The following is a 20,716-nucleotide window of genomic DNA, read 5'->3' on the forward strand; positions in this document are numbered from 1 at the left end:
GGCTTCATGAGACGACCTGTCGCCCTGACTTGTCATGATTTTCTCTCCCCCCGGCCGCCTTCCGGCTCCGACACGATGCCGGTCCCGTCAGGAGTTCAGATAGGTCAGGACGGCCAGAACGCGCCGGTGGTCCCCGTCGCTCTGGGAGAGCCCCAGTTTGAGGAAGATGTTGCTGACGTGCTTCTCGACGGCTCCGTCGCTCACGACCAGCTGCCGGGCGATCGCCGAGTTCGTCCGGCCCTCGGCCATCAGGCCCAGCACCTCCCGCTCGCGCGGGGTCAGGCCGGCCAGCACGTCCTGCTTGCGGCTGCGCCCGAGCAGCTGCGCGACCACCTCGGGGTCGAGCGCCGTACCGCCCCCGGCGACCCGCACGACCGCGTCCACGAACTCCCTGACCTCGGCCACCCGGTCCTTCAGCAGGTAGCCCACGCCCCGGCTGGAACCGGCCAGCAGTTCGGTGGCGTAGCGCTCCTCCACGTACTGCGACAGCACCAGCACCCCGAGCTCCGGGTGCGCCTTCCGTAGCCGTACGGCGGCGCGCACACCCTCGTCGGTGTGCGTCGGCGGCATCCGTACGTCCGCCACCACCACGTCCGGCATCGCGCCCTGCGCGTGGAGATCGGCGATGGTCTTCACCAGCGCGTCCGCGTCGCCGACGCCCGCGACGACATCGTGCCCGCGGTCGGTCAACAGCCGGGTCAGCCCCTCTCTGAGCAGCACGGAATCCTCGGCGATGACCACCCGCACCCTGTCCTCCACGATCTTCCGGCCCCCCACACCCCGTCCGGCGTACATGCTGCCCTGTCCGAAAGACCAGCATTCCAGCATTCGGGGCGCGGTGCGGTGCGGTCATGGCAGGAGACGAGCCAATTCGGCGGCCCGGCGCACGGGGGACACCCCCTGTCCAGCCCTTCCGGGGTCCGGCCGGAGACCGGCCGGGCCGGAGCGGGGGCGCCGGGTGAGGTCCCGGGAGCGTGGCCTCACGGACATGGGCCGAACGGGTCCCCGCCCCCGCCGATGTCCCCGGGGGTCTCTGGCGGCTCCCTGGTGCTCCCCGGTGAAGGGACGAGCGAGGGTGGCGGGGGCGGAAACGGTGACCTCAGCCTCGCCAGGGCAGCTCCGCCGTCACCCGCGTCGGCCCGCCCACGGGCGAATCCACGACCAGGATCCCGTCGACCGCGTCCAGCCGCTCGGCCAGGCCCGCCAGCCCCGACCCCTTCGCCGTGTCCGCGCCGCCCACCCCGTCGTCCACGACCTGCAACATCAACCGGTCCTCACTCCGCCACACATCCACCGCCGCGGTGGCGGCCCGCGCGTGCTTGCTGATGTTCTGCAGCAGCTCGGACACGGTGAAGTACGCGATCCCCTCGATCGCCGCCGCCGGCCGCTCCGCCAGGTCGACCTCCACCCGCACCGGCACCGTGCACCGTGAGGCAACCGCCGACAGCGCCGCGTCCAGCCCCCGGTCGGTGAGCACCGCGGGATGGATCCCCCGGGCCAGGTCCCGCAGCTCCTGCAGCGCGGTCTTCACCTCGCCGTGCGCCTCGTCCACCATCCGCGCGGCGACCTGCGGGTCCTCCTGCAGCTTCTCCTTCGCCAGCCCCAGATCCATGGCCAGCGCCACCAGCCGGGCCTGCGCCCCGTCGTGCAGATCCCGCTCGATGCGCCGCAGGTCGGCCGCGGCCGTGTCGACGACCACCCCCCGGTCGGACTCCAGCTCCACCACCCGCGACGCCAGCTTCGAGGGTCCGAGCAGCCCGTGCACCATCAGCCGGTCCACCAGGGTCAGCGCCCGTACGATCCACGGCGTGGCCAGCGTGAAGAGCAGCCCCACCAGCGCGGTCACGGTGATCTCGAACGGGTTGTCGAGGTAGACGCTGTGATGGGCGTCGCCGTACAGCTGAAGACCGCCCTGACCGGCGTACACCGGGAAGACCCAGAACCACAGCGGGTACGTCAGCAGAGCCCAGCCGTACGCCCAGAAGTTGAGCGCGACGACGAAGGAGAACACCGACCAGGGGAACTGCAGGACCGCGTACAGCAGATGACGCCAGGACGTGCCGCTCTTCAGTACCGCGCCGATCCACGCCATCACCCCGGGCTTGCGCATCCGCAACGGTTCCGGGTCGGCCACCTCCAGCCGCAGCAGCCCGCGCGCCCGCGCCCGTTCCAGCGCCCCGAAGCCCCGGCAGCCGGCCAGGGCCGCGGCCAGCAAGGGGATCCCGATGAAGGTCACCAGCAGACCGACACCGAGGGACAGCATCGTCACGGTCCACACGAACAGCACGACGCCGATCGGCAGGCCCAGCAGCACATAGGCGAACTCACGCCAGCTGCGTGCCTCGAACGGCGCCCGCAGCACCGCCGGCATCCGATGCCGGCGCTCGCCGTAGGGGTCGTAGCCGGACTCGTGGTCCTGCCCGTACCCGTACCCGTATCCCTGCCCGTGCCGGTACTCCGTGGCCATCGGTGCCGTCCCGTCCGTCCTGTGCTGTCTGTTCCAGCTGTTCCAGCTCGTCCCGTCAGGCCTGTCCCTGCCGTACCTCCACCCTGCTGCGACCGCGGGTCCCCGCACCATGGAGACCGTCTCCGTCTTGGACGGGGGGTTTTCCCTACCCCCGGTCGCGCCAGGGCAGCTCCGCGGTGACCGTCGTGGGACCACCGGCCGGCGAGTCGACGACGAACAGGCCGTCCACCGCCCCCAGCCGGTCCGCGAGCCCGCGCATCCCGGTGCCGCCGTCCAGGCTCGCGCCGCCCTGGCCGTCGTCCCTCACCTGGATCAGCAGCCGGTCGTCGCTGCGCCACACGTCGACCGAGGCAGCGCGTGCCCGACTGTGCTTGCTGACGTTCTGCAGCAGCTCGGAGACGGTGAAATAGGCGATGCCCTCGATCGCGGGCGCCGGTCTGGACGGCAGATCGGCGGTCACCTGCACCGGAACCGTGCAGCGCGAGGCGACCGAGGAGAGCGCCGCGTCCAGCCCCCGGTCGGTCAGCACCGCCGGGTGGATGCCCCGGGCGAGGTCCCTGAGCTCCTGCAGGGCCAGTTTCACCTCGCCGTGCGCCTCCTCGACCATCGCCGCAGCCCCGTCGGGATCCTCCAGGAGCTTCTCCTTGGCCAGCCCGAGCCCCATGGCGAGGTTGACGAGGCGGGCCTGGGCGCCGTCGTGCAGGTCCCGCTCGATGCGCCGCAGGTCGGCGGCGGCCGTGTCCACCACGACCCCCCGGTCCGACTCCAGTTCGGCGATCCGGCGCTCCAGCTCGTCGGACGGCGACAGCAGACCGCGCACCATCGCCCGGTCCGCGTTCGCCAGCCCCCGCGCGATGAACGGCAGCACCGGCCACAGCACGAACAACGACGTCAGCACCGTGCAGAAGGTGAGGATGCCCCAGGGCAGCCGGATGAAGTCGTACAGCAGGGTCCGCCAGCCCACCGGATCCTTCAGCGCCATCCACAGCCGCTGAGTGCCGCCGCCCCGCTTGGCCCACGGCAGCGGAGTCGGCTCCTCCACCCGCACCCCGAGCAGCGCACGCGCGCGTGCCCGCTCCAGTTTCCCCAGCTGCCGGGCGCCCAGCAGCGTGGCGGCGAGCATCGGGATGCCGACCACCGTGATCGTCAGTACGCCGCTCACCCACACCGTCGCGAACACGTAGACGAAGCCGAACACCGACACCGGCAGGTTCAGCAGGAGGTGCGCGATCTCCTTCCAGGTGTGACCGTCGTAGGCGAAGCGGACGGGCGGCAGCTGGTCGCGGTCTTCGCCGCTGTCGGCCAGGCTGCCGCGGGAACGGGTAACAGGTGCGGTCATATGCGCCAGCGTGCCGTGTGCCGGGACGCAATGCCATGGAGTTCGCCGCCCGGGCCACCCTGGGGAAAACCCCACCCGTCGCTCCCGGTGACACCTCTCACCGCGTGACGGGCTGCTTACCGTGTCTTTATCAGGGCCTAGACTCCCGTGCGTACAGATCGTCGAATCAAGAGTTGACTTAGGTCACGACGCGGGGCCGGGATCGGCCCGTGGTCTGTCGAGGGAGCGAGGGGACCGACGATGTGGGAGACGGTGAACGGGGAGCCGACCGTGGTCGTCGCCGCGGACTACTTCGCGTCCTACTCGGTCGTGGGACTGCTGACCCTGCTCGGCGTGCTCTTCGTCGCCGTCGCCTTCGGCGCCGGCCGACTGCTGCGCCCCGTCGTTCCCACGCCGGAGAAACTCCTGACCTACGAGTGCGGTGTCGACCCCGTCGGCGAGGGCTGGGCGCACACCCAGGTCCGCTACTACGTCTACGCCTTCCTCTACGTCGTCTTCGCCGTCGACTCGATCTTCCTGTTCCCCTGGGCGACGGTCTTCGCCGCCCCCGGCTACGGCGCCACCACGCTCGTGGAGATGTTCATCTTCCTCGGCTTCCTGGCCGTCGGCCTGCTGTACGCCTACAAGAAGGGCGTCCTGACATGGACGTGACGCCGGACGTGACGCCGCCGGAGCCCGTGCTGCTCCCGGAACCCAAACGGCTGGGCGCGCTCGCCCGCCTCGCCCCCGAGCCGATGAAGGTCGTCCTCAACTGGGGCCGCCGGTACTCGCTCTGGGTCTTCAACTTCGGACTCGCCTGCTGTGCGATCGAGTTCATCGCCGCGTCGATGGCCCGCCACGACTTCATCCGCCTCGGAGTGATCCCCTTCGCCCCGGGCCCCCGCCAGGCCGACCTGATGGTGGTCTCGGGCACGGTCACCGACAAGATGGCCCCGGCCGTCAAGCGCCTGTACGAGCAGATGCCCGAGCCCAAGTACGTCATCTCCTTCGGCGCGTGCAGCAACTGCGGCGGCCCCTACTGGGACTCCTACTCCGTCACCAAGGGCGTCGACCAGATCATCCCCGTCGACGTGTACGTCCCGGGCTGCCCGCCGCGCCCCGAGGCCCTCCTCCAGGGCATCCTCAAACTCCAGGAGAAGATCGCGGCGGAGTCCCTGGGCGAGCGGTACGCCACCCCCCGCCCGTCCGCCGCCGCCCTCCAGAGCGACCTGGTGCGGCCACCGGCCCCCGGCGCCGAAGGGGACCCGCGATGACGGCCCCCACCGGCTGGCTCCCCGCACCCGTGGACGAGCTCTTCGGCCCGGACGCCACGGCCGAGGAGTCCTACGAGGTCCTCACGGTCGACGTCCCTCCCTCCTCCTGGCTCGCCGCCCTGGAGACGGCCCGTACGACCCTGCGCTGCACCTTCTTCGACTGGATGAGCGCGGTCGACGAACCGGGCACCGGCTTCCGCGTCTCCGCCCACGTGGTCGCCCTCGCCCCGGTCCGCCGCCTGCTCCTGCGGACCACCGTGCCGCACTCCGCCGCCGAACTCCCTTCCGCCGTCGGCGTCTACGCGGGCGCTCGCTGGCACGAACGCGAGACCCACGAGATGTTCGGCGTCCGCTTCTCCGGCCATCCCGGCCTGGACCACCTCCTCCTCCCGGAGACCTTCGAGGGCCACCCCCTGCGCAAGGACTTCGTCCTGGCGGCCCGTGTCGCCAAGGCCTGGCCCGGCGCCAAGGAACCCGGCGAGTCCGACCACGGCGGCCCCAGGCGCCGCCAGATCCTCCCCCCGGGCGTTCCCGACCCCAACGAATGGGGCCCCCTGAAGGGCCAGCTCCCCCCTGTCCCCGCACGTCCGGCCCGGGCCGGCGCGCCCCGCGCCACCGGCGAACGCCCGGTACGCGCAGCCGGCGAGCGTCCGGCGCGCCGCTCCCGTACGACGGCGGAGGGCTCGGCCGGCCAGACGACCGACGCGACGGACGTGTCCGCGCCGGCGCCGGCGTCTGCGCCCGCGACGGAAGCGGCTTCCACGCAGACACCGCCGCCAGCCACACCGCGCCGGGGACGCGGCGCGACCGAGGGGTCTGCTTCTCAGCGGGACGTGTCCGGTGAGCAGACGCCGGTGACTCCGCGGCGGGGGCGGAGCGTGAGCGAGGGTTCCGCCTCACAGCGGGCGGCATCCGCAGCGGCCGGGACCGCTCCTGCGGAGGAGCCGACGGGCTCCGCTCCCCGGGGGCCGCGCCGGGCCCGTACCGCCTCGGGTGGCTCCGCGTCGCAGCGCACGCAGCACACGGCACCGGCGGCAGAACCGGCCGCCCCGGCCCGCCCCTCTGGCCCGCGCAGCCCGGACGCCCCGTGGCACCACGCCCGCCCGGCCTTCGACGAAGCCGAAGCTGGAGGCGGAGGCGGAGAGCGGCGGGACGCATCCCCTGAGTCGACCGACTCGACCGAGTCCACCGAGTCCACCGAGCCGGTCTCGCCGGCCGAGGCACCCGAGGACGGGCAGGCTCCCGAGGATTCAGACGACGCCGAGTCCGAGACCGCACCCCCCGATTCCGCCGTCGCCTCAGGCCCCGACGCTCCTCCCAGCCCCGAAGCCCAGGACCTGGCTCCGGACCCGGACTCGAACCCGGACCCGGACAGCGCCACCACCGAACAACGACCCGCTCCCCACGAAGACCGCCCAGGAGGCCCGTAGTGAACGACGCCCTGGACGTCGTGCTGCGACTCCTCGTCGTGTTCGTCGTCTTCCTCACCTTCCCCCTGATCGTCGGTCAGACCGAGCACAAGGTGATGGCCCATATGCAGGGCCGCCTCGGCCCGATGTACGCCGGTGGCTTCCACGGCTGGGCCCAGCTGATCGCCGACGGCGTGAAGTTCGTGCAGAAGGAGGACGTGGTCCCCGCGGGTGCGGACCGCCGCATCTTCCAGCTGGCACCCGCGGTGGCTCTCCTCCCGTATCTGCTCGTGCTGCTCGCCATCCCGATCGGCCCAGGCGAGGGTGCCGTCGGCCAGGTGCTGGACGCGGGCGTGTTCTTCGTGCTGGCCGTGATGGGCATCGGTGTCCTCGGCTCGCTCATGGCCGGCTGGGCCAGCGCCAACAAGTTCTCCCTCCTCGGCGGTCTGCGCACCGCCGCCCAGCTCCTCGCCTACGAACTCCCCATGCTGCTCGCCGCCGCCTCCGTGGCGATGGCGGCCGGTACCGTCTCCCTGCCGGGCATCGTCGGTGCCTTCCACTGGTGGTGGCTGCCCTGGCAGATCACCGGAGGCCTGGTCTTCTTCATCGCCGGCCTCGCGGAACTCCAGCGGCCCCCCTTCGACATGCCCGTCGCCGACACGGAGATCATCTTCGGTGCGTACACCGAGTACACCGGCCTGCGTTTCGCCCTGTTCCTGCTCGCCGAGTACGCCGGGATCGTCGTCCTCTGCGGTCTGACCACCGTCCTCTTCCTCGGCGGCTGGCACGGCCCGTGGGGAGCCGACGGCCTCGGCTGGCTGTGGACCCTCCTGAAGACGGCGCTCCTCGCCTTCGTAGTGATCTGGCTCCGCGTGACCTACCCCCGGCTGCGCGAGGACCAGCTGCAGAAGTTCTCCTGGACCCTTCTCGTCCCCCTCTCCCTCGCCCAGATCGCCCTCACCGGCATCGTCAAGGTGGTGATCTCCTAACCGTGGCCCCCATCCCCGGCAGCGGCCTCGCCAAGGGCCTGGCCGTCACCCTGCGCACGATGACCCGGAAGACGGTCACCGAGCAGTACCCGGACGCCCTGCCCGACCTCCCGCCCCGCACCCGTGGTGTGATCGGCCTGTTCGAGGAGAACTGCACGGTCTGCATGCTCTGCGCCCGTGAGTGCCCCGACTGGTGCATCTACATCGACTCCCACAAGGAGACCGTCCCGCCCGCGGCGCCGGGCGGCCGCGAACGCAGCCGCAACGTTCTGGACCGCTTCGCCATCGACTTCTCCCTGTGCATGTACTGCGGTATCTGCATCGAGGTCTGTCCTTTCGACGCCCTGTTCTGGTCCCCGGAGTTCGAGTACGCCGAGACCAACATCCACGAGCTCACCCACGAGCGGGACAAGCTCCGCGAGTGGATGTGGACGGTGCCGGCACCGCCCGCCCTCGACCCCGGCGCGGAGGAACCGAAGGAGATCGCCGCCGCCCGGAAGTCCGCGGAGAAGCTCGCGGCCGCGCAGGCCGAGCAGCGGGAGGGCGAGTCGTGAGCCCCCTCGCCCAGGCGCCGCACGGGTTCCTGTCCCCGACCGGGGTGGAGATCGCGTTCCTCCTCGTCGGCCTGGTCACCTTCGGCGCCGCCCTGGTCACGGTCACCACCCGCCAGCTGGTGCACGCCGCCCTGTGGCTGGTGGTCACGCTCGGCGGTCTCGCCGTCGCATACCTGCTGCTCACCGCGGAGTTCATCGCCTGGGTGCAGGTCCTCATCTATGTGGGTTCCGTAGTCGTCCTCCTCCTCTTCGGTCTGATGCTCACCAGGGCCCCGATCGGTCGCTCCCCGGACGCCGACTCCGAGAACCGCTGGGCCGCGCTGGCCGTCGCGGTGACCGCCGCGGCCGCCCTGGTCTGGGTGGTCGTGGACGCCTTCCGCACCACCTGGGTCGACCTGGATGGCCCCGCCGCCGGTTCGACCAAGGTCACCGGCGAGAGCCTCTTCCAGAACTGGGTCCTGCCCTTCGAGGTTCTCTCCGTCCTTCTCCTCGCGGCCCTGGTCGGTGCGATCGTCCTGTCCCGGAAGACGAAGGCGGACCCGGCCCCGCCCCCTGTGAACGGCCGGACCGTCACACAGAGTTCCCCATCCGTCACGGGTTCCGGGATTCACCCGATCGGGCCAGAGCCCGAGCAGGGCTCCGAGCAAGGGGCCGAGCAGGAAGGCGCCCGCTGATGCACCTCGCCTATCCCGCCGTCCTGTCCGCCCTCCTCTTCTGTACCGGCCTGTACGGCGTCCTCGCCCGCCGCAACGCGATCCTGGTCCTGATGTCGGTCGAGCTGATGCTCAACGCCGTCAACCTCAACCTCGTCGCTTTCGACGTGTGGCTGAGCAAGGCCGCCCGGGACACCCTGCACTCCGGACAGGCACTGACCCTGTTCACCATCGCCATCGCCGCCGCCGAGATCGGCATCGGCCTGGCGATCGTCCTCGCCGTCTACCGCAACCGCGGCACCTCCGACATCGACCGGCTCCGCGACACCGCCGAGGGCCACGAGCACGGCACGCCCACGGACGGGACGGCCGACGAGAAGGCTGAGGCCACCGCGTGACCACGACCAACCTCGCCGTCCTCGTCCCCCTCCTGCCCTTCCTGGCCGCCGCGGCCGGCCTGCTCGTGGGACGCACGGCCCCCGGCTTCGTCCGCCCGCTCGCGGTCCTGCCGGCCCTCGCCGCACTCGCGCTGGCCATCACGGTCGCCGTGGACCAGGGCGGCGGCCGGGCCGTCGAGGCCCACACCCAGCTCACCCCGACCGGTTCGGTCCCGATCGAACTCGCCCTGTACATCGACGGCTTCGCCGCTCTGGTCGCCGTCCTGGTCGCCCTCGTCGCCACCTGCGTGCAGATCTACTCGACCGGCTATCTGCGCGACGACCCGCGCTACCCCTCGTACGCCGCCCTCGTCTCCCTCTTCACCTCGGCGATGCTGCTGGTCGTCTACTCAGGCGACCTGATCGTGCTGCTGGTCGGCTGGGAAGTCATGGGCATCTGTTCCTACTTCCTGGTCGGCCATTACTGGGAGACCCCCGAGGCCCGCGCCGCCTCCATCAAGGCCTTCCTGGTCACCAAGCTCGGCGACGTGCCGTTCCTGATCGGCCTGTTCGCGCTCGCCACCGACGCCGGCTCCTTCCGCATCACCACGATCCTCGGCACCGTCGCGAACGGCGGACTGCACCACCCGACCCTGGTCGCCCTGCTGCTCCTGTGCGGAGTGGCGGGCAAGTCGGCGCAGTTCCCGCTGCACACCTGGCTTCCCGACGCCATGGCGGGCCCGACCCCCGTCTCCGCACTGATCCACGCCGCGACGATGGTCGCCGCCGGTGTCTACTTCGTCGCTCGTCTCCTTCCGGTCTTCGAGACCAGCGCGGCCGTGATGGTCGTCCTCGCCGTCATGGGAGCCGTCACCATGGTCGGGTCGGCTCTCGCCGCGCTCGCCCAGGACGACATCAAACGCGTCCTCGCCTACTCGACGATCGGTCAGCTCGGCTACATGACCGGCGCCCTCGCCGTCGGCGACCGCGGCGCCGCCGTCTTCCACCTCCTGTCCCACGGCGCCTTCAAGGCGCTGCTGTTCCTCGCGGCAGGCGTGGTCATCCACGCCGCCGGCACCAACTCACTGGCCGTCATGTCCCGCACCGCAGGACTGCGCGACCGTGTCCCGGACGCCTACTGGACGATGACAGTGGCGCTCCTCGCGCTGGCCGCGATCCCGCCCTTCAGCGGCTTCTTCTCCAAGGAGTCCGTCCTGGGCGCCGCCGAGCACGCGACCACCGGCCACACCGCGCACACTCCCGGCAGCGCCGGCTGGATCGTCCTCGTCGCCGGCCTGGTCACCGCCCTGCTGACCGCCGCGTACGCGACCAGGCTGTGGCTGCTCGCCTTCCGCGGCCGGGGCAGCGAGGCCCCCGACCACGGCCGGCAGCCGCTGACCATGACCGTGGTGCTGTGGGTCCTGGCCGTCCCGTCCCTCGCCTTCGGCGGGTTCGCCTACCGGTCGCTGCCCGGCTGGTTCGACGGCCGTGACCTCACCCCGGCCCTCACCACCTCGGTCCTCGGCACCGGCCTCGCGCTGATCGGCGGACTCATGACCTACGGCGCCTGGCAGCGCACCAGGGCACTGGCGGCCCGAGCCCCGATCGGCGCCGTCGCCGCGCACCCCGAGGGCGACGCGGCACTGGTCGAGGCCGAGGCCATCGCCACCCACGAGCCCGCGTTCGGCGACGTGGCCTACGCACCCGACCCGGCGGACCCCGCCCGGCTGCTGCTCGGCCCGCTGCGCCGGCACGCCGCCGAAGGCTTCCACCTGGACACCGTGTACGACGTCCTGTTCGTCCGCCCGGTCCTGGCGGCGGCGAGCCTCGTCCAGTTCCTCGACCGCGAGGTCGTGGACACCTACGTCCGCGGCGCGGCCGCCGCACCCCGCCTGCTCGGCGCCGCCGTACGCCGCGCCCAGACCGGCAACGTCCAGACCTATGTGAGCGCGCTGCTCGCCGGCACCGTCGTCCTGGCGGTCGCCGTCCTCCTCGTCGCCACCGGAGCGTGAGCAGGCGTGATCGATATCAACGAGTCCGTGATGCAGTTCCTTCTGGCACTGATCGTCGTCGGCCCGCTCCTCGGCGCCGTCGCCGCCCTGCTCCCCGCCCCGCCCGGGCTGAAGGGGAAGTCACCCGGGCAGGCCGTGCTCCGCCACGGCATGACCGTGACCGGCGCGATCCTCATCGCCACGATCGTCCTCGCACTCGGCTTCGACCAGGACCATCCGTCGAGGATGCAGGCCACGACCGACATCAGCTGGATCCCCGCACTCGACGTGCGCATCCACCTCGGCATCGACGGCATCTCCCTGCCCCTCGTGGTCCTGACCGCGCTGCTGACCTTCCTCTGCGCGCTCTACTCGTACTTCAACATGCCTGCGGGCCCGTCCCCGAAGGCCTTCGTCGCACTGCTCCTCGTCCTGGAGTCCGGCACCCTCGCCAGCTTCGCCGTCCTCGACCTGCTGCTGTTCTTCCTGGCGTTCGAGATGGTGCTCATCCCGATGTACTTCCTCATCGCCCGGTGGGGCGGCGCGGGGCGGACCCGGGCCGCCTGGAAGTTCATCCTCTTCACCCTGCTCGGATCCGTGGTCATGCTGCTCGGCCTGCTCCTGATCGGAATCAAGGCGGGCACTTTCGACATGGTGGCACTCGCCACTGACAACGGCCGGTCACTGACCACATCCGTGCAGGTCATCGCCGCTCTGGCGATCGGCATCGGGCTCGCGGTCAAGACCCCGATGTGGCCCCTGCACAGCTGGCTGCCGGACGCCCACACCGCCGCGCCGACCGTCGGCTCGGTCCTGCTGGCCGGAGTCCTGCTGAAGATGGGCACGTACGGGTTCGTCCGGATCCTGCTGCCGGTCGCACCGGACGGATTCCGCACCTTCGCCCCGTACCTCGCGGCCTTCGCCGTGGTCGGGATCATCTACGGCTCCCTGGCCTGCCTGAACCTGGCCAAACGGGGTGCGAAGGGCGACCTCAAACGCCTGATCGCCTACTCCTCCGTCGGCCACATGGGCTTCGTCCTGCTCGGCATCGCCACCATGACCCCCACCGGCGTCAACGGCGCCCTGTTCGCCAACATCGCCCACGGCCTCATCACCGGCCTGCTGTTCTTCCTGGTCGGCGGCCTGAAGGACCGCACCGGCACGACCGACCTCGACACCCTTGCCGAGGAAACGGGCGCCGCCCTGTACGGCAAGGCACCGCGTCTCGGCGGCCTCATCGCCTTCGCCGCCGTCGCCTCACTCGGACTGCCGGGCCTCGCCGGGTTCTGGGGCGAGATGCTCGCCCTGTTCGGCGCGTTCAAGCCCGCCCCCGGCCTCAACCGCCCCGCCTTCCTCACCTTCATGGCGATCGCCGCCTTCGGCACCCTGCTGACCGCCGCGTACATGCTGGCCGTGGTCCGCCGCGTCTGCATGGGCGCCGTACCGCAGGACAGGCCGGAACTCGCCGACGTCCGCAGCTACGAGTTCGCGGCCTGGACCCCGCTCGTCGCCCTCACCGTCGTCGCCGGACTGTGGCCGAAGGCCCTGCTCGGACTCACCGACCCGGCCGTGCAGCAGCTCCTCGCAGGAGGCCCCCGATGAGCGCCCTGGCCCAGCCCATGGCCACGAACCTCGTCCAGTCCGTCGACTGGCTCGCCGTCGCCCCGCCCACCCTCACCGCCGTCGTCGCCCTCGCCGTCCTGGTCGCCGACCTGTTCGTGCCCGAGGCCAGGAAGCCGATCCTCGGCTGGGTGGCGGTCGCCGGACTCGCCGCGGCCGCCGTCCTGCTGCTGCCACTCCTGGACCACGACCGCAGCACCTTCTGCCTGACGGGCGCCACGCGCGCGTGCAGCTACACGGCCGACCGGTTCACCCTGATCGTGCAGTTCCTGGTGCTCGGCGGCGCCCTGCTCACCGCCCTGCTGTCCGTCACCACCCTCAAGGACGGCAACCGCCGCTATCCCCAGGGCGAGTTCTGGTTCCTGCTGCTCTCCTCGGCCGCCGGCGCGGCCCTGCTGCCCGCCTCCCGCGACCTCGCCACCCTGATCGTCGCCCTGGAGGTCGCCTCCCTGCCCGCCTTCGCCCTCGTCGGCATCCGGCACGGGGACGCGAAGTCCTCCGAAGCCGCCCTGAAGTTCTTCCTGTCCTCGGTGACCGCGACCGCCGTCAGCCTCCTGGGCGTCAGCTTCGTGTACGTCACCACCGGCAGCCTCTACCTCACCCAGATCGCCGACCGCGTCCAGCACGTCGACGGCCAGTTGCACACGCTCGCCCAGACGGGTGTCGTCCTCACCCTGGTCGGTTTCGCCTTCAAGACGGCCGCAGTCCCTTTCCACTTCTGGGTCCCCGACACCTATGTCGGCGCCCCCCTCCCGATCGCCGCCTACCTGTCGGTCGTCGGCAAGGCCGTCGGCTTCTCCGGCCTGATCCTGGTCACCGTCGTCGCCTTCCCGTCGTACGCCGACGTCTGGGGCCCGGCACTCGCCGCCCTGGCCGCCCTCACCATGACCGTCGGCAACGTGGCGGCCCTGCGCCAGCAGGCCACGCGCGCGTACAGCGCGGTACGACTGCTCGCCTGGTCCTCGGTGGGCCAGGCCGGCTACCTGCTCGTGCCGATCGCCGCCGCCGGATACGCCAAGGACCCCCAGAAGGCCGTCGGCTCCACCGTCGCCTACGCCCTCATGTACGCGGCCGTGAATCTCGGCGCCTTCGCGGTGGCCGCCCTGGTCGGCCGGACGAAGGCACTCAACCGGCTCTCCGACTACCGCGGCCTGTACGGCAAGAACCCGCTGACCGCGCTGCTCCTGGCGTTCTTCCTGCTGTGCCTGGCCGGACTGCCGCCGGGCATCGTCGGACTCTTCGCCAAGGTCACCGTCTTCTCGGCGGCCGTCGACGCCGGCCTCGGCTGGCTGGCCGTCGTCATGGCCGTCAACGTCGTGATCGCCCTCTACTACTACCTGCAGTGGACGGGCCTGCTGTTCCGTGCTCCGGAAGGCGAGACGGCCAAGCACCGCCTGCCTGCCCCGCTCACCGCCGCACTCGCCCTCACCGGCGCCCTCGGTGTCGCCCTCTCCGGCGCACCCCAGCTGGTGCTCCGCTTCGCCGCCACCGGACTGTTCTGACGCCCTCACGCGCGCGTGCGGGCCCACGTGTGCCGGGACGCGGCGCTCACCCGAACGGCTCGCGCGGCGCACAGCGGACACAAGGGAACTAGCGGCCGTCGCCTGGCGTTGACCAGTGCGTAAGGGTCCACTGGACGTGACACCACGACACCGGTGGCATCGCAGATCGGAAGGCAGCACCGCAGGCAAAGGGTTCCCCTGCCGCACGACTTGGAGGGCGTACCGTGCACCGCCGGCACAACGGACTCAGGACGGCAGTTCTCCTCGGGGGACTGTCGGCACTCATCATCGTCATCGGCAGCTTCTTCGGCCGGACGGGTCTGATCGTCGCGGTCCTCGTCGCCCTCGGCACGAACGCGTACGCGTACTGGAACAGCGACAAACTGGCGCTACGCGCGATGCGCGCCCGCCCCGTGAGCGAATTCGAGGCCCCGGCCCTCTACCGGATGGTCCGCGACCTCTCGACCCAGGCCCGCCAGCCCATGCCCCGCCTGTACATCTCCCCGACGGAGGCGCCGAACGCCTTCGCCACGGGCCGCAACCCCCGCAACGCCGCCGTGTGCTGCACGGAGGGCGTCATGCGGATCCTGGACGAGCGCGAACTGCGGGGCGTGATCGGCCACGAGCTCAGCCACGTCTACAACCGCGACATCCTCATCTCGTCGGTCGCCGGCGCCCTCGCCTCGGTGATCATGTTCCTGGTCAACTTCGCCTGGCTGATCCCGGTCGGCCGGTCGGACGACGACGACGGCCCCGGCTTCCTCGGCCTGCTGCTCATCATGATCCTGGGCCCGCTCGCCGCCACCCTCATCCAGCTCGCCATCAGCCGCTCCCGGGAGTACGAGGCGGACGCCTCCGGTGCCCAGCTCACCGGCGACCCTCTCGCCCTCGCCAGCGCCCTGCGGAAGCTGGAGGCCGGCACCAAGCAACTCCCGCTGCCGCCCGAGCCCCGGATCGAGACCGCGAGCCACATGATGATCGCGAACCCCTTCCGTCCGGGCCAGGGACTGTCCAAGATGTTCTCGACGCATCCGCCCATGGCGGAGCGGATCGCCCGACTGGAGAAGATGGCAGGTCGCCCGCAGTGAAGACCATCCTGAACGTCATTTGGCTCGCCTGAGCGGCTTCTGGCTGTTCCTCGGCTACCTGCTGGCGGGCGTGATCCTCTGCATCACGATCATCGGCATCCCGTTCGGGATCGTCCCTCAGGGTGCAGCATCGCGCTCGGGTCGACTCGCCCTTCGATGACCATTGGCGGCAGGAGCTGAAGTTCGGGGAGAGGGACCTTTTCCAGGTCCGACAGTGCGGCGTTCACACGGGTCCACGTGTCATCTGATGTCCAGGCATTGAAGTGCTTCGAGGCCTGGATGGTGGCGCCAGTATCCTTGATCACTTCTGGCCACGATTTACCGGTCCGCGCCTTGTAGAAGATGGCGTCCAACGATCGGCGCACGGTACCCCTGCGCCCTTTGGGCAGTAGGGGAGCGACCCTGGCCCATTCCGCGTCGGAGAGGCTGGCGGCGGGGACGCCGAGGCCATTGGCGGCGTACCAGGCCCGCACGGTGCAGGGGACACCACCGCGTCGATCGTCCGGGACGGGACCGGTGATCGTGACCTTCAGCTCCAGCATGGACAGGATGGCCGCTTGCTGCTCCGGGGCCATGTCCGGGAACGACTTCTTCGCCATGGCAGCCAGGGCGATCAGATCACGTGCACGCTGGTCCGACTCCTCCATCTCAGTCAGCCATTCGGCCGCTTCATCACGCAGATTCTGAAGCTGCTGGAGTTCCTCGTTTAGCACGACTGCGGCCGCCTCGATGGCGTCTGCTGACTTGCTCTGTTTGGCGGTGGCAACGATGACGGCGGCAATCGACGCGTTCATGCCCTCGATCTGTCGGTCGAGGTCGGCGATCCGGTCGACCAGAGCGGCAGTGTCCCCCTCCGTCATCCCGATCCACTCGGCAGCCAACAGCTGAAGTTTTTCGCTGTCGCTCGCGATTTCAGTGACGCGGGTCCAGACGTGTGCCTCAAGAGCATCTGCGTCGATGCGAGAACAGCCGCAGGACTTCTGACTGAGATCCTTGGGCGCGTTTCCGGCGCATCGGTAGAACCGGGCGCACTCACGGTCCGATGCGAAGCTGATTCCTGAGTACGTCCGCTGGCAGAGGCTGACGACTCGGCCGCTCAACGGGTAGAAGGATCGCTGCCCGCTGCTGCGCTTTGCGGTCTCGGCAACCTTTCGCCGTAGCTCAGCGCTCTGTTCCTCGGTCAGGATCCGAGGAAGCTCGATCCTGACCGAGTCGCCCCAGAGAGGCCTGCCATCCTCGTCGGTCTTGGCATGCTTCCCGCGAAAGACGAGCACGGCATCGAGCACCGGTACGGACATCACTCGATCGCGGAGGTTGTCGCGCGTCCATGACTTGCCCGAGCGGGTCGTGATGCCCTCGGAGTTGAGACGGATCGTGGCCTTACGGAGGTTGAGGCCCTCGCCAACGACCAGGTTGTACACGTGCCTGATGACCTTCGCTTCATCCTCATGGACCACCAGGTAGGAGCCAGGAGTTCCCTTGTTGGCGATGCGGTAGCCGAAGGGAGGAGGCCCGCCGATGTGAGCAGCCGGCGTGAGTTCTGCCTTCTCCTGCAACCCGCCCTGGGTGCGGTCTCGGATCGTCTCCCACTCGGTCTCTGCGTAGTCGGCATCGCGGCGCATCTTCTTGCGCCCCTCGGTGGTCGTGTTGTCGTAGTCGTCGGCCACGACGGCGACGTAGACGCCGATGTCTTCGAGGGCCCACACCCAGCGCCAGAATGCGCGGCCCTTGCGACCGATCACACGGCCGTCCGGCACCACAACGATGTCGAAGGGGCGCGGAGTCTGCTGAGCGGCATCCATGAGGCGCTTGAGGTCACCTCGGTCAGCTGCTTCCAGGGACCCTGAGACTCCCTCGTCCTTGTAAGTCCCGCTGTGTGCCCACTGCTTGAGTGCGATGTGCCTTGTTGTCTTGCGGCTTTGCCTGGCTACCCCGTAGCCCTTCTTCTGCTCCTCGGTCGAGACACGGAGGTAGTCGACCGCGCGCAGCGCGCGTGTGCCAACCACCCCAGCAAGGGTCCCGATGGGTGCGGACAGGGCTGTGCTTTTATTGGACACGTCGACTCCCAATCAGTCGGCCAGCCCCGGGGCGGTGCCAGCCGCTGCCGGGGCGCTTGTCTTAACTTCCAGCCTACTGCGATGCGTTGACGCTTCATCAGGTATTCGGTCATTTCGGAGGCGCGAGATTTGGCGTCCGAAGAGGATCCGCAGCAGCAGTGCCCGCTCGGCCGCAGACAGAGTCTTGTTGGGCGTCCAGATCACCGTTGTCCGGGGCATCAGGTCCACCCCCGATCAGGCGCGGCCTCCCGGCCCCATTCGCGGTTGGTGGCGAGATCCTCGGCGACTCCGGTCGCGATAAGGGCAGCGCCGGGGGAGTGGCCCGAGCCCACGTAACGCCATTGCCGTTCGATGATCACGTCCGGCACCTCCGCGTGGCCCACGTGGTGGGCGCGTTCGGCCCGCAAGGCCGCGTACGTGGTCGAGTAGGCGCGGGATTTGGTGAGGATGTGGCCCCGGTAGCCGAGGGTGTGTGTCCAGGAGCGGAGGCGCAGAGGCTCGTACTCGGGCAGGCCGCCGAGGTGCCAGCAGGCGCGCATGAGGGCGCGGACGTGTTCGCTGACGGGTGCTGACTCGATGTCTCCCTGATCGGTGACAGGGCGGTCGGTGCCGGCGCCTGTCTCGCTGGCCCCCTTGGTGACGTATTTGGCGACGTACGCGGCGACTGCGTCATCGTCGGTGCCGTCGCCGTTCGTGCGCAATGGCCGGGCGTCGACCTGGACACCCCAGCGAAGAGTCAGTTCCCCGGTGGCCGGGCTGTAGGGGGTGTGGACCAGGACCCGCCGGGCGGAGGCGCGCACCGCGTCGATGAGCCGTTCCGTTGTGCCCCAGGCCGGGGGTTGGTCTTCCGGGCCGTTGGGCCCGTCGAGGCGTACGACGGCGTGAACGTGGACGGCCGCGCGCTTCTGATATTCGGCGACGCGGGTGAAGGAGAGTCGGGCGTGCTGGGCGAAGCGCGATTGCACGAGGCCGGCTGAGGTGGCGAGGCGTCGGCGGACGTCGATGACGAACCGGTCCCACAGCTTGGAGGCGTGTGCATGCCACAGCACGTGGGCGGTGTAGTCGTAGCAGTCGGGACAGAGCGGTTGACCGGCGACGCCAGCACCCGGGGCGTGGACAGCGCCGCAACCGAGGGACCGCCCGTGCTCGCAGGTTCCGCCGTCGCGGCGAGGACGGCACGCTTCCGCGGCGCGGTGGACCGGGCCGAAGGACGGGGCGGTCAGGGTGACGAAGAGCCGGGGCCGATGGCGGACTGTCTCGGGGATGTTCTTGCCGCCAAGGAGGCCGGCGCGGACGAGGTGGTAGGTGTCTCCGGCGTGGACCCGGGAGCAGGCGGGGCAGATGGTCGCCCGGCGGTTGCGGCAGCGGACGAGGAGACGTTCACCGGGTTCGTTGCGGGTGTAGCTAAAGCTGTCGGGCTTCCCCATCCAACCCGACCCGGACAGAGACGGGGTCTGGCACCTGACGTACCCAACGTTGGAGGAGCCAGCAGTGCGCTGCGTCGACTACGCACTCCAGCCGCCACGGATGCGCACCTACTGGTTGTCGCGCTCGGAGGAGATCCCACTTCCCGACCCCGCGTATCCAATCGGGGAGTGATCGTTCCGGCGGGCAATCCGTACGGCGGCAGACCTCTCTCACCCCGCTACACCAGGTGAGTGTTGTCGTCTAGTGCTGTGACCAAATAGGTCCACCGGGTTGGGGGCGTAAAAATCCACAACGCGCCCCCTCGGAAATCCAGTGGTCCCGATGGCTTGGGGCGAGAAGAATCCCTGGTCATGACCCTGCTAACCCACTGGCCGCTTGCGGGCCTGCGGTTGACCACGCCGCGCCTGGAGCTGCGATTGCCGAACCTGGATGATCTCGTCGCGTTGGCTTCGTTGGCCGCCGATGGTGTGCATGACCCGGCGGTGCAGCCGTTCACCGTGGCATGGACCGATGTCGAGCCCGAACAGCGTGCTCAGAGTGTCCTGCAGTACCACTGGCGTTGCTGGGGCGAGTGGCAGCCGGAGAACTGGGAGCTGAACCTGGTGGTCGTGCGCGATGGGATCGTCGTAGGTACCCAGGGCATCGGTGCCCGGGACTTTTCGGTCCGCCGTGAAGTAGGCACTGGTTCCTGGCTAGGCAGGGCCCACCACCGCCAGGGCCTGGGGACTGAGATGCGCGCGGCTGTCCTCCACCTGGCCTTCGCTGGACTCGGTGCACAGCACGCTGTTTCTGGGGCATATGCAGATAACGCAGCCTCGCTGTCGGTTTCACGCAAGCTTGGCTATCGCGAGGACGGCATTGAGCGTCATGCCGTACGCGCCAAGCCCGCCGTGCTGCGCAGGCTCCGCCTCACTGCTGAACAGTGGCAACAACACCAACTGGTCCCCGTGAAGATGGAAGGGTTGCCGGAGTGCCTGCCATGGTTCGGGCTGGCGTGACCGTGTAGCGGCGCGGAGATCATCCCGGATGGTCTGTCGAACGACGAGTCCAGATTGGGGCGGCGTTGCAAGCCGCATTGTGGGTCAGGCCGCAGTGGCAAGCGGTCGCCCGCCCCACCGGATGCCCTTCTCGCTGCGGATCCGAGCACGTTCACGGCGTTGAGCGGCGAGGACGTCGGGATGGCGGGCGTTGGCGTTGCGCCACCTCAGGTAGGCGTGCAGGGCTCGCGTCTGGGCGGTGTGGTTGCGGTGGTTGGAGTTGGCGACGGTGAACTGTCGCAACGGTCCAAAGTGAGCCTCGATCGGGTTCGCCCAGGACGCGTAGGTCGGGGTGAAGCACAGGTTGACCTTGTTCTTCTTCACCCAGCGACGGATATCGGCGCCTTTGTGGGCGGACAGGTTGTCCAGGATCACGTAGATCGGGGCGCCGTCCGGGCGGGCGGCCCGGATCGACTTCAGCGCGGACAGGGTGTTCGCGGCGCCCTTCCTGCGGCGGTTGACGCCCCAGAGAGTGTCGTCGCCGATCGAGTAGCAGCCGTGGAAGTAGGGCACCCCGTGGGTGCGGTGGTAGGTCGCGGGATGCCGCTCGGGCCGGCCCTGCTCGGCCCAGCACGACCCGGCGGTGGGCCGGATGCCGAGCGGCCCGAACTCGTCGAACGCGAAGACACGGTCCGGGAAACGCTCCAGCACCTCCTCGATGCGGTCCAGCTTGGCGTCACGCTCGGGGTCGGGCGATTCCTTCCATGTCTTGGTCCGCTGGAAGGTGACGCCGCGGCGGGCGAGCAGGCACCGTAACGCCTCGCGGCCGATCCGAATGACACGCCCGTGCACTTTCCGCAGGTAGGCGGCGAGTTTACGCAGGGACCAGTGGGTGAAGGGCTGGCCGAGCTTGGTCCGGGGGGTGCCTCTATGTCTTTCGTCAAGCGAGGCGTGGGGTTCGGGGTTCGTAGAAGGCGCCGTCGCGGAGCATCGCGAAGAGCACGCTGATGCG

Annotated in this window: 17 protein-coding genes and 2 pseudogenes; 13 read left to right on the forward strand and 6 right to left on the reverse strand. The window is 69.9% G+C overall.

The window, feature by feature from the left end:
• Positions 1 to 87 precede the first annotated feature (87 nt).
• The 3 genes from ACZ4O3_RS32770 to ACZ4O3_RS32780 form a co-directional block, all read right to left on the reverse strand.
• Positions 88 to 795: a response regulator transcription factor gene (locus tag ACZ4O3_RS32770; protein WP_362717483.1), complete on the reverse strand. Its 708-nt coding sequence runs from the start codon at positions 793 to 795 to the stop codon at positions 88 to 90.
• Between the two features lie 304 nt (positions 796 to 1,099).
• Complete coding sequence (locus tag ACZ4O3_RS32775) at positions 1,100 to 2,467, reverse strand: sensor histidine kinase (RefSeq protein ID WP_362717480.1); 1,368 nt, start codon at positions 2,465 to 2,467, stop codon at positions 1,100 to 1,102.
• Positions 2,468 to 2,612: 145 nt separating this feature from the next.
• Positions 2,613 to 3,806 (reverse strand): sensor histidine kinase, encoded by a 1,194-nt coding sequence (locus tag ACZ4O3_RS32780; RefSeq protein WP_467725677.1) that lies wholly within the window; start codon positions 3,804 to 3,806, stop codon positions 2,613 to 2,615.
• 240 nt (positions 3,807 to 4,046) lie between these two features.
• On the opposite strand from ACZ4O3_RS32780, the gene ACZ4O3_RS32785 reads away from it, so the two are divergent.
• From ACZ4O3_RS32785 to ACZ4O3_RS32840, 12 genes and pseudogenes are all read left to right on the forward strand, one after another.
• Complete coding sequence (locus tag ACZ4O3_RS32785; protein ID WP_362717475.1) at positions 4,047 to 4,457, forward strand: NADH-quinone oxidoreductase subunit A; 411 nt, start codon at positions 4,047 to 4,049, stop codon at positions 4,455 to 4,457.
• The gene (locus tag ACZ4O3_RS32790) at positions 4,448 to 5,059 is read left to right on the forward strand and encodes an NADH-quinone oxidoreductase subunit B (RefSeq protein ID WP_362717472.1); all 612 of its coding nucleotides are present in this window, start codon (positions 4,448 to 4,450) and stop codon (positions 5,057 to 5,059) included. Before ACZ4O3_RS32785 ends, ACZ4O3_RS32790 begins: the two co-directional genes overlap by 10 nt.
• Positions 5,056 to 6,489: an NADH-quinone oxidoreductase subunit C gene (locus tag ACZ4O3_RS32795; RefSeq protein WP_467725680.1), complete on the forward strand. Its 1,434-nt coding sequence runs from the start codon at positions 5,056 to 5,058 to the stop codon at positions 6,487 to 6,489. The genes ACZ4O3_RS32790 and ACZ4O3_RS32795 overlap by 4 nt, the downstream gene beginning before the upstream one ends.
• Positions 6,489 to 7,457: a complex I subunit 1/NuoH family protein gene (locus ACZ4O3_RS32800; RefSeq protein ID WP_362716133.1), complete on the forward strand. Its 969-nt coding sequence runs from the start codon at positions 6,489 to 6,491 to the stop codon at positions 7,455 to 7,457. Before ACZ4O3_RS32795 ends, ACZ4O3_RS32800 begins: the two co-directional genes overlap by 1 nt.
• A gap of 2 nt (positions 7,458 to 7,459) precedes the next feature.
• Positions 7,460 to 8,011 carry a NuoI/complex I 23 kDa subunit family protein gene (locus ACZ4O3_RS32805; RefSeq protein ID WP_467725682.1) on the forward strand — a complete coding sequence of 184 codons (552 nt, stop codon included), beginning with the start codon at positions 7,460 to 7,462 and terminating at the stop codon, positions 8,009 to 8,011.
• Positions 8,008 to 8,685, forward strand: a complete 678-nt coding sequence (locus ACZ4O3_RS32810; protein WP_467725684.1) for an NADH-quinone oxidoreductase subunit J family protein — start codon at positions 8,008 to 8,010, stop codon at positions 8,683 to 8,685. The genes ACZ4O3_RS32805 and ACZ4O3_RS32810 overlap by 4 nt, the downstream gene beginning before the upstream one ends.
• Positions 8,685 to 9,062: an NADH-quinone oxidoreductase subunit NuoK gene (gene nuoK, locus ACZ4O3_RS32815; RefSeq protein ID WP_362716140.1), complete on the forward strand. Its 378-nt coding sequence runs from the start codon at positions 8,685 to 8,687 to the stop codon at positions 9,060 to 9,062. Before ACZ4O3_RS32810 ends, nuoK begins: the two co-directional genes overlap by 1 nt.
• Positions 9,059 to 11,053 carry an NADH-quinone oxidoreductase subunit 5 family protein gene (locus ACZ4O3_RS32820; RefSeq protein WP_467725686.1) on the forward strand — a complete coding sequence of 665 codons (1,995 nt, stop codon included), beginning with the start codon at positions 9,059 to 9,061 and terminating at the stop codon, positions 11,051 to 11,053. Before nuoK ends, ACZ4O3_RS32820 begins: the two co-directional genes overlap by 4 nt.
• A gap of 6 nt (positions 11,054 to 11,059) precedes the next feature.
• A complete protein-coding gene (locus tag ACZ4O3_RS32825; protein WP_362716145.1) occupies positions 11,060 to 12,634 on the forward strand; it encodes an NADH-quinone oxidoreductase subunit M in 1,575 nt (524 codons plus the stop codon).
• The gene (locus ACZ4O3_RS32830; RefSeq protein WP_467725688.1) at positions 12,631 to 14,154 is read left to right on the forward strand and encodes an NADH-quinone oxidoreductase subunit N; all 1,524 of its coding nucleotides are present in this window, start codon (positions 12,631 to 12,633) and stop codon (positions 14,152 to 14,154) included. The genes ACZ4O3_RS32825 and ACZ4O3_RS32830 overlap by 4 nt, the downstream gene beginning before the upstream one ends.
• Positions 14,155 to 14,378: 224 nt before the next feature.
• Complete coding sequence (htpX, locus tag ACZ4O3_RS32835; RefSeq protein ID WP_362716151.1) at positions 14,379 to 15,242, forward strand: zinc metalloprotease HtpX; 864 nt, start codon at positions 14,379 to 14,381, stop codon at positions 15,240 to 15,242.
• Positions 15,239 to 15,396: pseudogene (locus tag ACZ4O3_RS32840) on the forward strand (YccF domain-containing protein); the annotation flags it as partial. The gene htpX and the pseudogene ACZ4O3_RS32840, both read left to right, overlap by 4 nt.
• Here ACZ4O3_RS32840 and ACZ4O3_RS32845 read toward each other — a convergent pair.
• Complete coding sequence (locus tag ACZ4O3_RS32845) at positions 15,332 to 17,299, reverse strand: recombinase family protein (RefSeq protein ID WP_467725690.1); 1,968 nt, start codon at positions 17,297 to 17,299, stop codon at positions 15,332 to 15,334. The pseudogene ACZ4O3_RS32840 and the gene ACZ4O3_RS32845 sit on opposite strands and share 65 nt — an antisense overlap.
• A gap of 218 nt (positions 17,300 to 17,517) precedes the next feature.
• Positions 17,518 to 18,726 carry a replication initiator gene (locus tag ACZ4O3_RS32850; RefSeq protein WP_467725692.1) on the reverse strand — a complete coding sequence of 403 codons (1,209 nt, stop codon included), beginning with the start codon at positions 18,724 to 18,726 and terminating at the stop codon, positions 17,518 to 17,520.
• Positions 18,727 to 19,077: 351 nt separating this feature from the next.
• Between ACZ4O3_RS32850 and ACZ4O3_RS32855 the strand changes: the two genes are divergently transcribed.
• On the forward strand, positions 19,078 to 19,725 hold the full coding sequence (locus tag ACZ4O3_RS32855) for a GNAT family N-acetyltransferase (RefSeq protein WP_467725694.1): 648 nt from the start codon (positions 19,078 to 19,080) through the stop codon (positions 19,723 to 19,725).
• A gap of 84 nt (positions 19,726 to 19,809) precedes the next feature.
• On the opposite strand, the pseudogene ACZ4O3_RS32860 reads toward ACZ4O3_RS32855, so the two are convergent.
• Positions 19,810 to 20,628, reverse strand: a pseudogene (locus ACZ4O3_RS32860) (IS630 family transposase); the annotation flags it as partial.
• Between the last annotated feature and the right edge of the window lie 88 nt (positions 20,629 to 20,716).

Source organism: Streptomyces sp. NPDC026515, assembly GCF_055567595.1.

Coding starts and splice junctions, on each gene's coding strand:
- ACZ4O3_RS32790 (WP_362717472.1), top strand. CDS start 4,448: ATGGACGTGACGCCGGACGTGACGCCGCCGGAGCCCGTGCTGCTCCCG.
- ACZ4O3_RS32795 (WP_467725680.1), top strand. CDS start 5,056: ATGACGGCCCCCACCGGCTGGCTCCCCGCACCCGTGGACGAGCTCTTC.
- ACZ4O3_RS32775 (WP_362717480.1), bottom strand. CDS start 2,467: ATGGCCACGGAGTACCGGCACGGGCAGGGATACGGGTACGGGTACGGG.
- ACZ4O3_RS32830 (WP_467725688.1), top strand. CDS start 12,631: ATGAGCGCCCTGGCCCAGCCCATGGCCACGAACCTCGTCCAGTCCGTC.
- ACZ4O3_RS32850 (WP_467725692.1), bottom strand. CDS start 18,726: ATGGGGAAGCCCGACAGCTTTAGCTACACCCGCAACGAACCCGGTGAA.
- ACZ4O3_RS32855 (WP_467725694.1), top strand. CDS start 19,078: ATGACCCTGCTAACCCACTGGCCGCTTGCGGGCCTGCGGTTGACCACG.
- ACZ4O3_RS32780 (WP_467725677.1), bottom strand. CDS start 3,806: ATGACCGCACCTGTTACCCGTTCCCGCGGCAGCCTGGCCGACAGCGGC.
- nuoK (WP_362716140.1), top strand. CDS start 8,685: ATGCACCTCGCCTATCCCGCCGTCCTGTCCGCCCTCCTCTTCTGTACC.
- ACZ4O3_RS32770 (WP_362717483.1), bottom strand. CDS start 795: ATGTACGCCGGACGGGGTGTGGGGGGCCGGAAGATCGTGGAGGACAGG.
- ACZ4O3_RS32785 (WP_362717475.1), top strand. CDS start 4,047: ATGTGGGAGACGGTGAACGGGGAGCCGACCGTGGTCGTCGCCGCGGAC.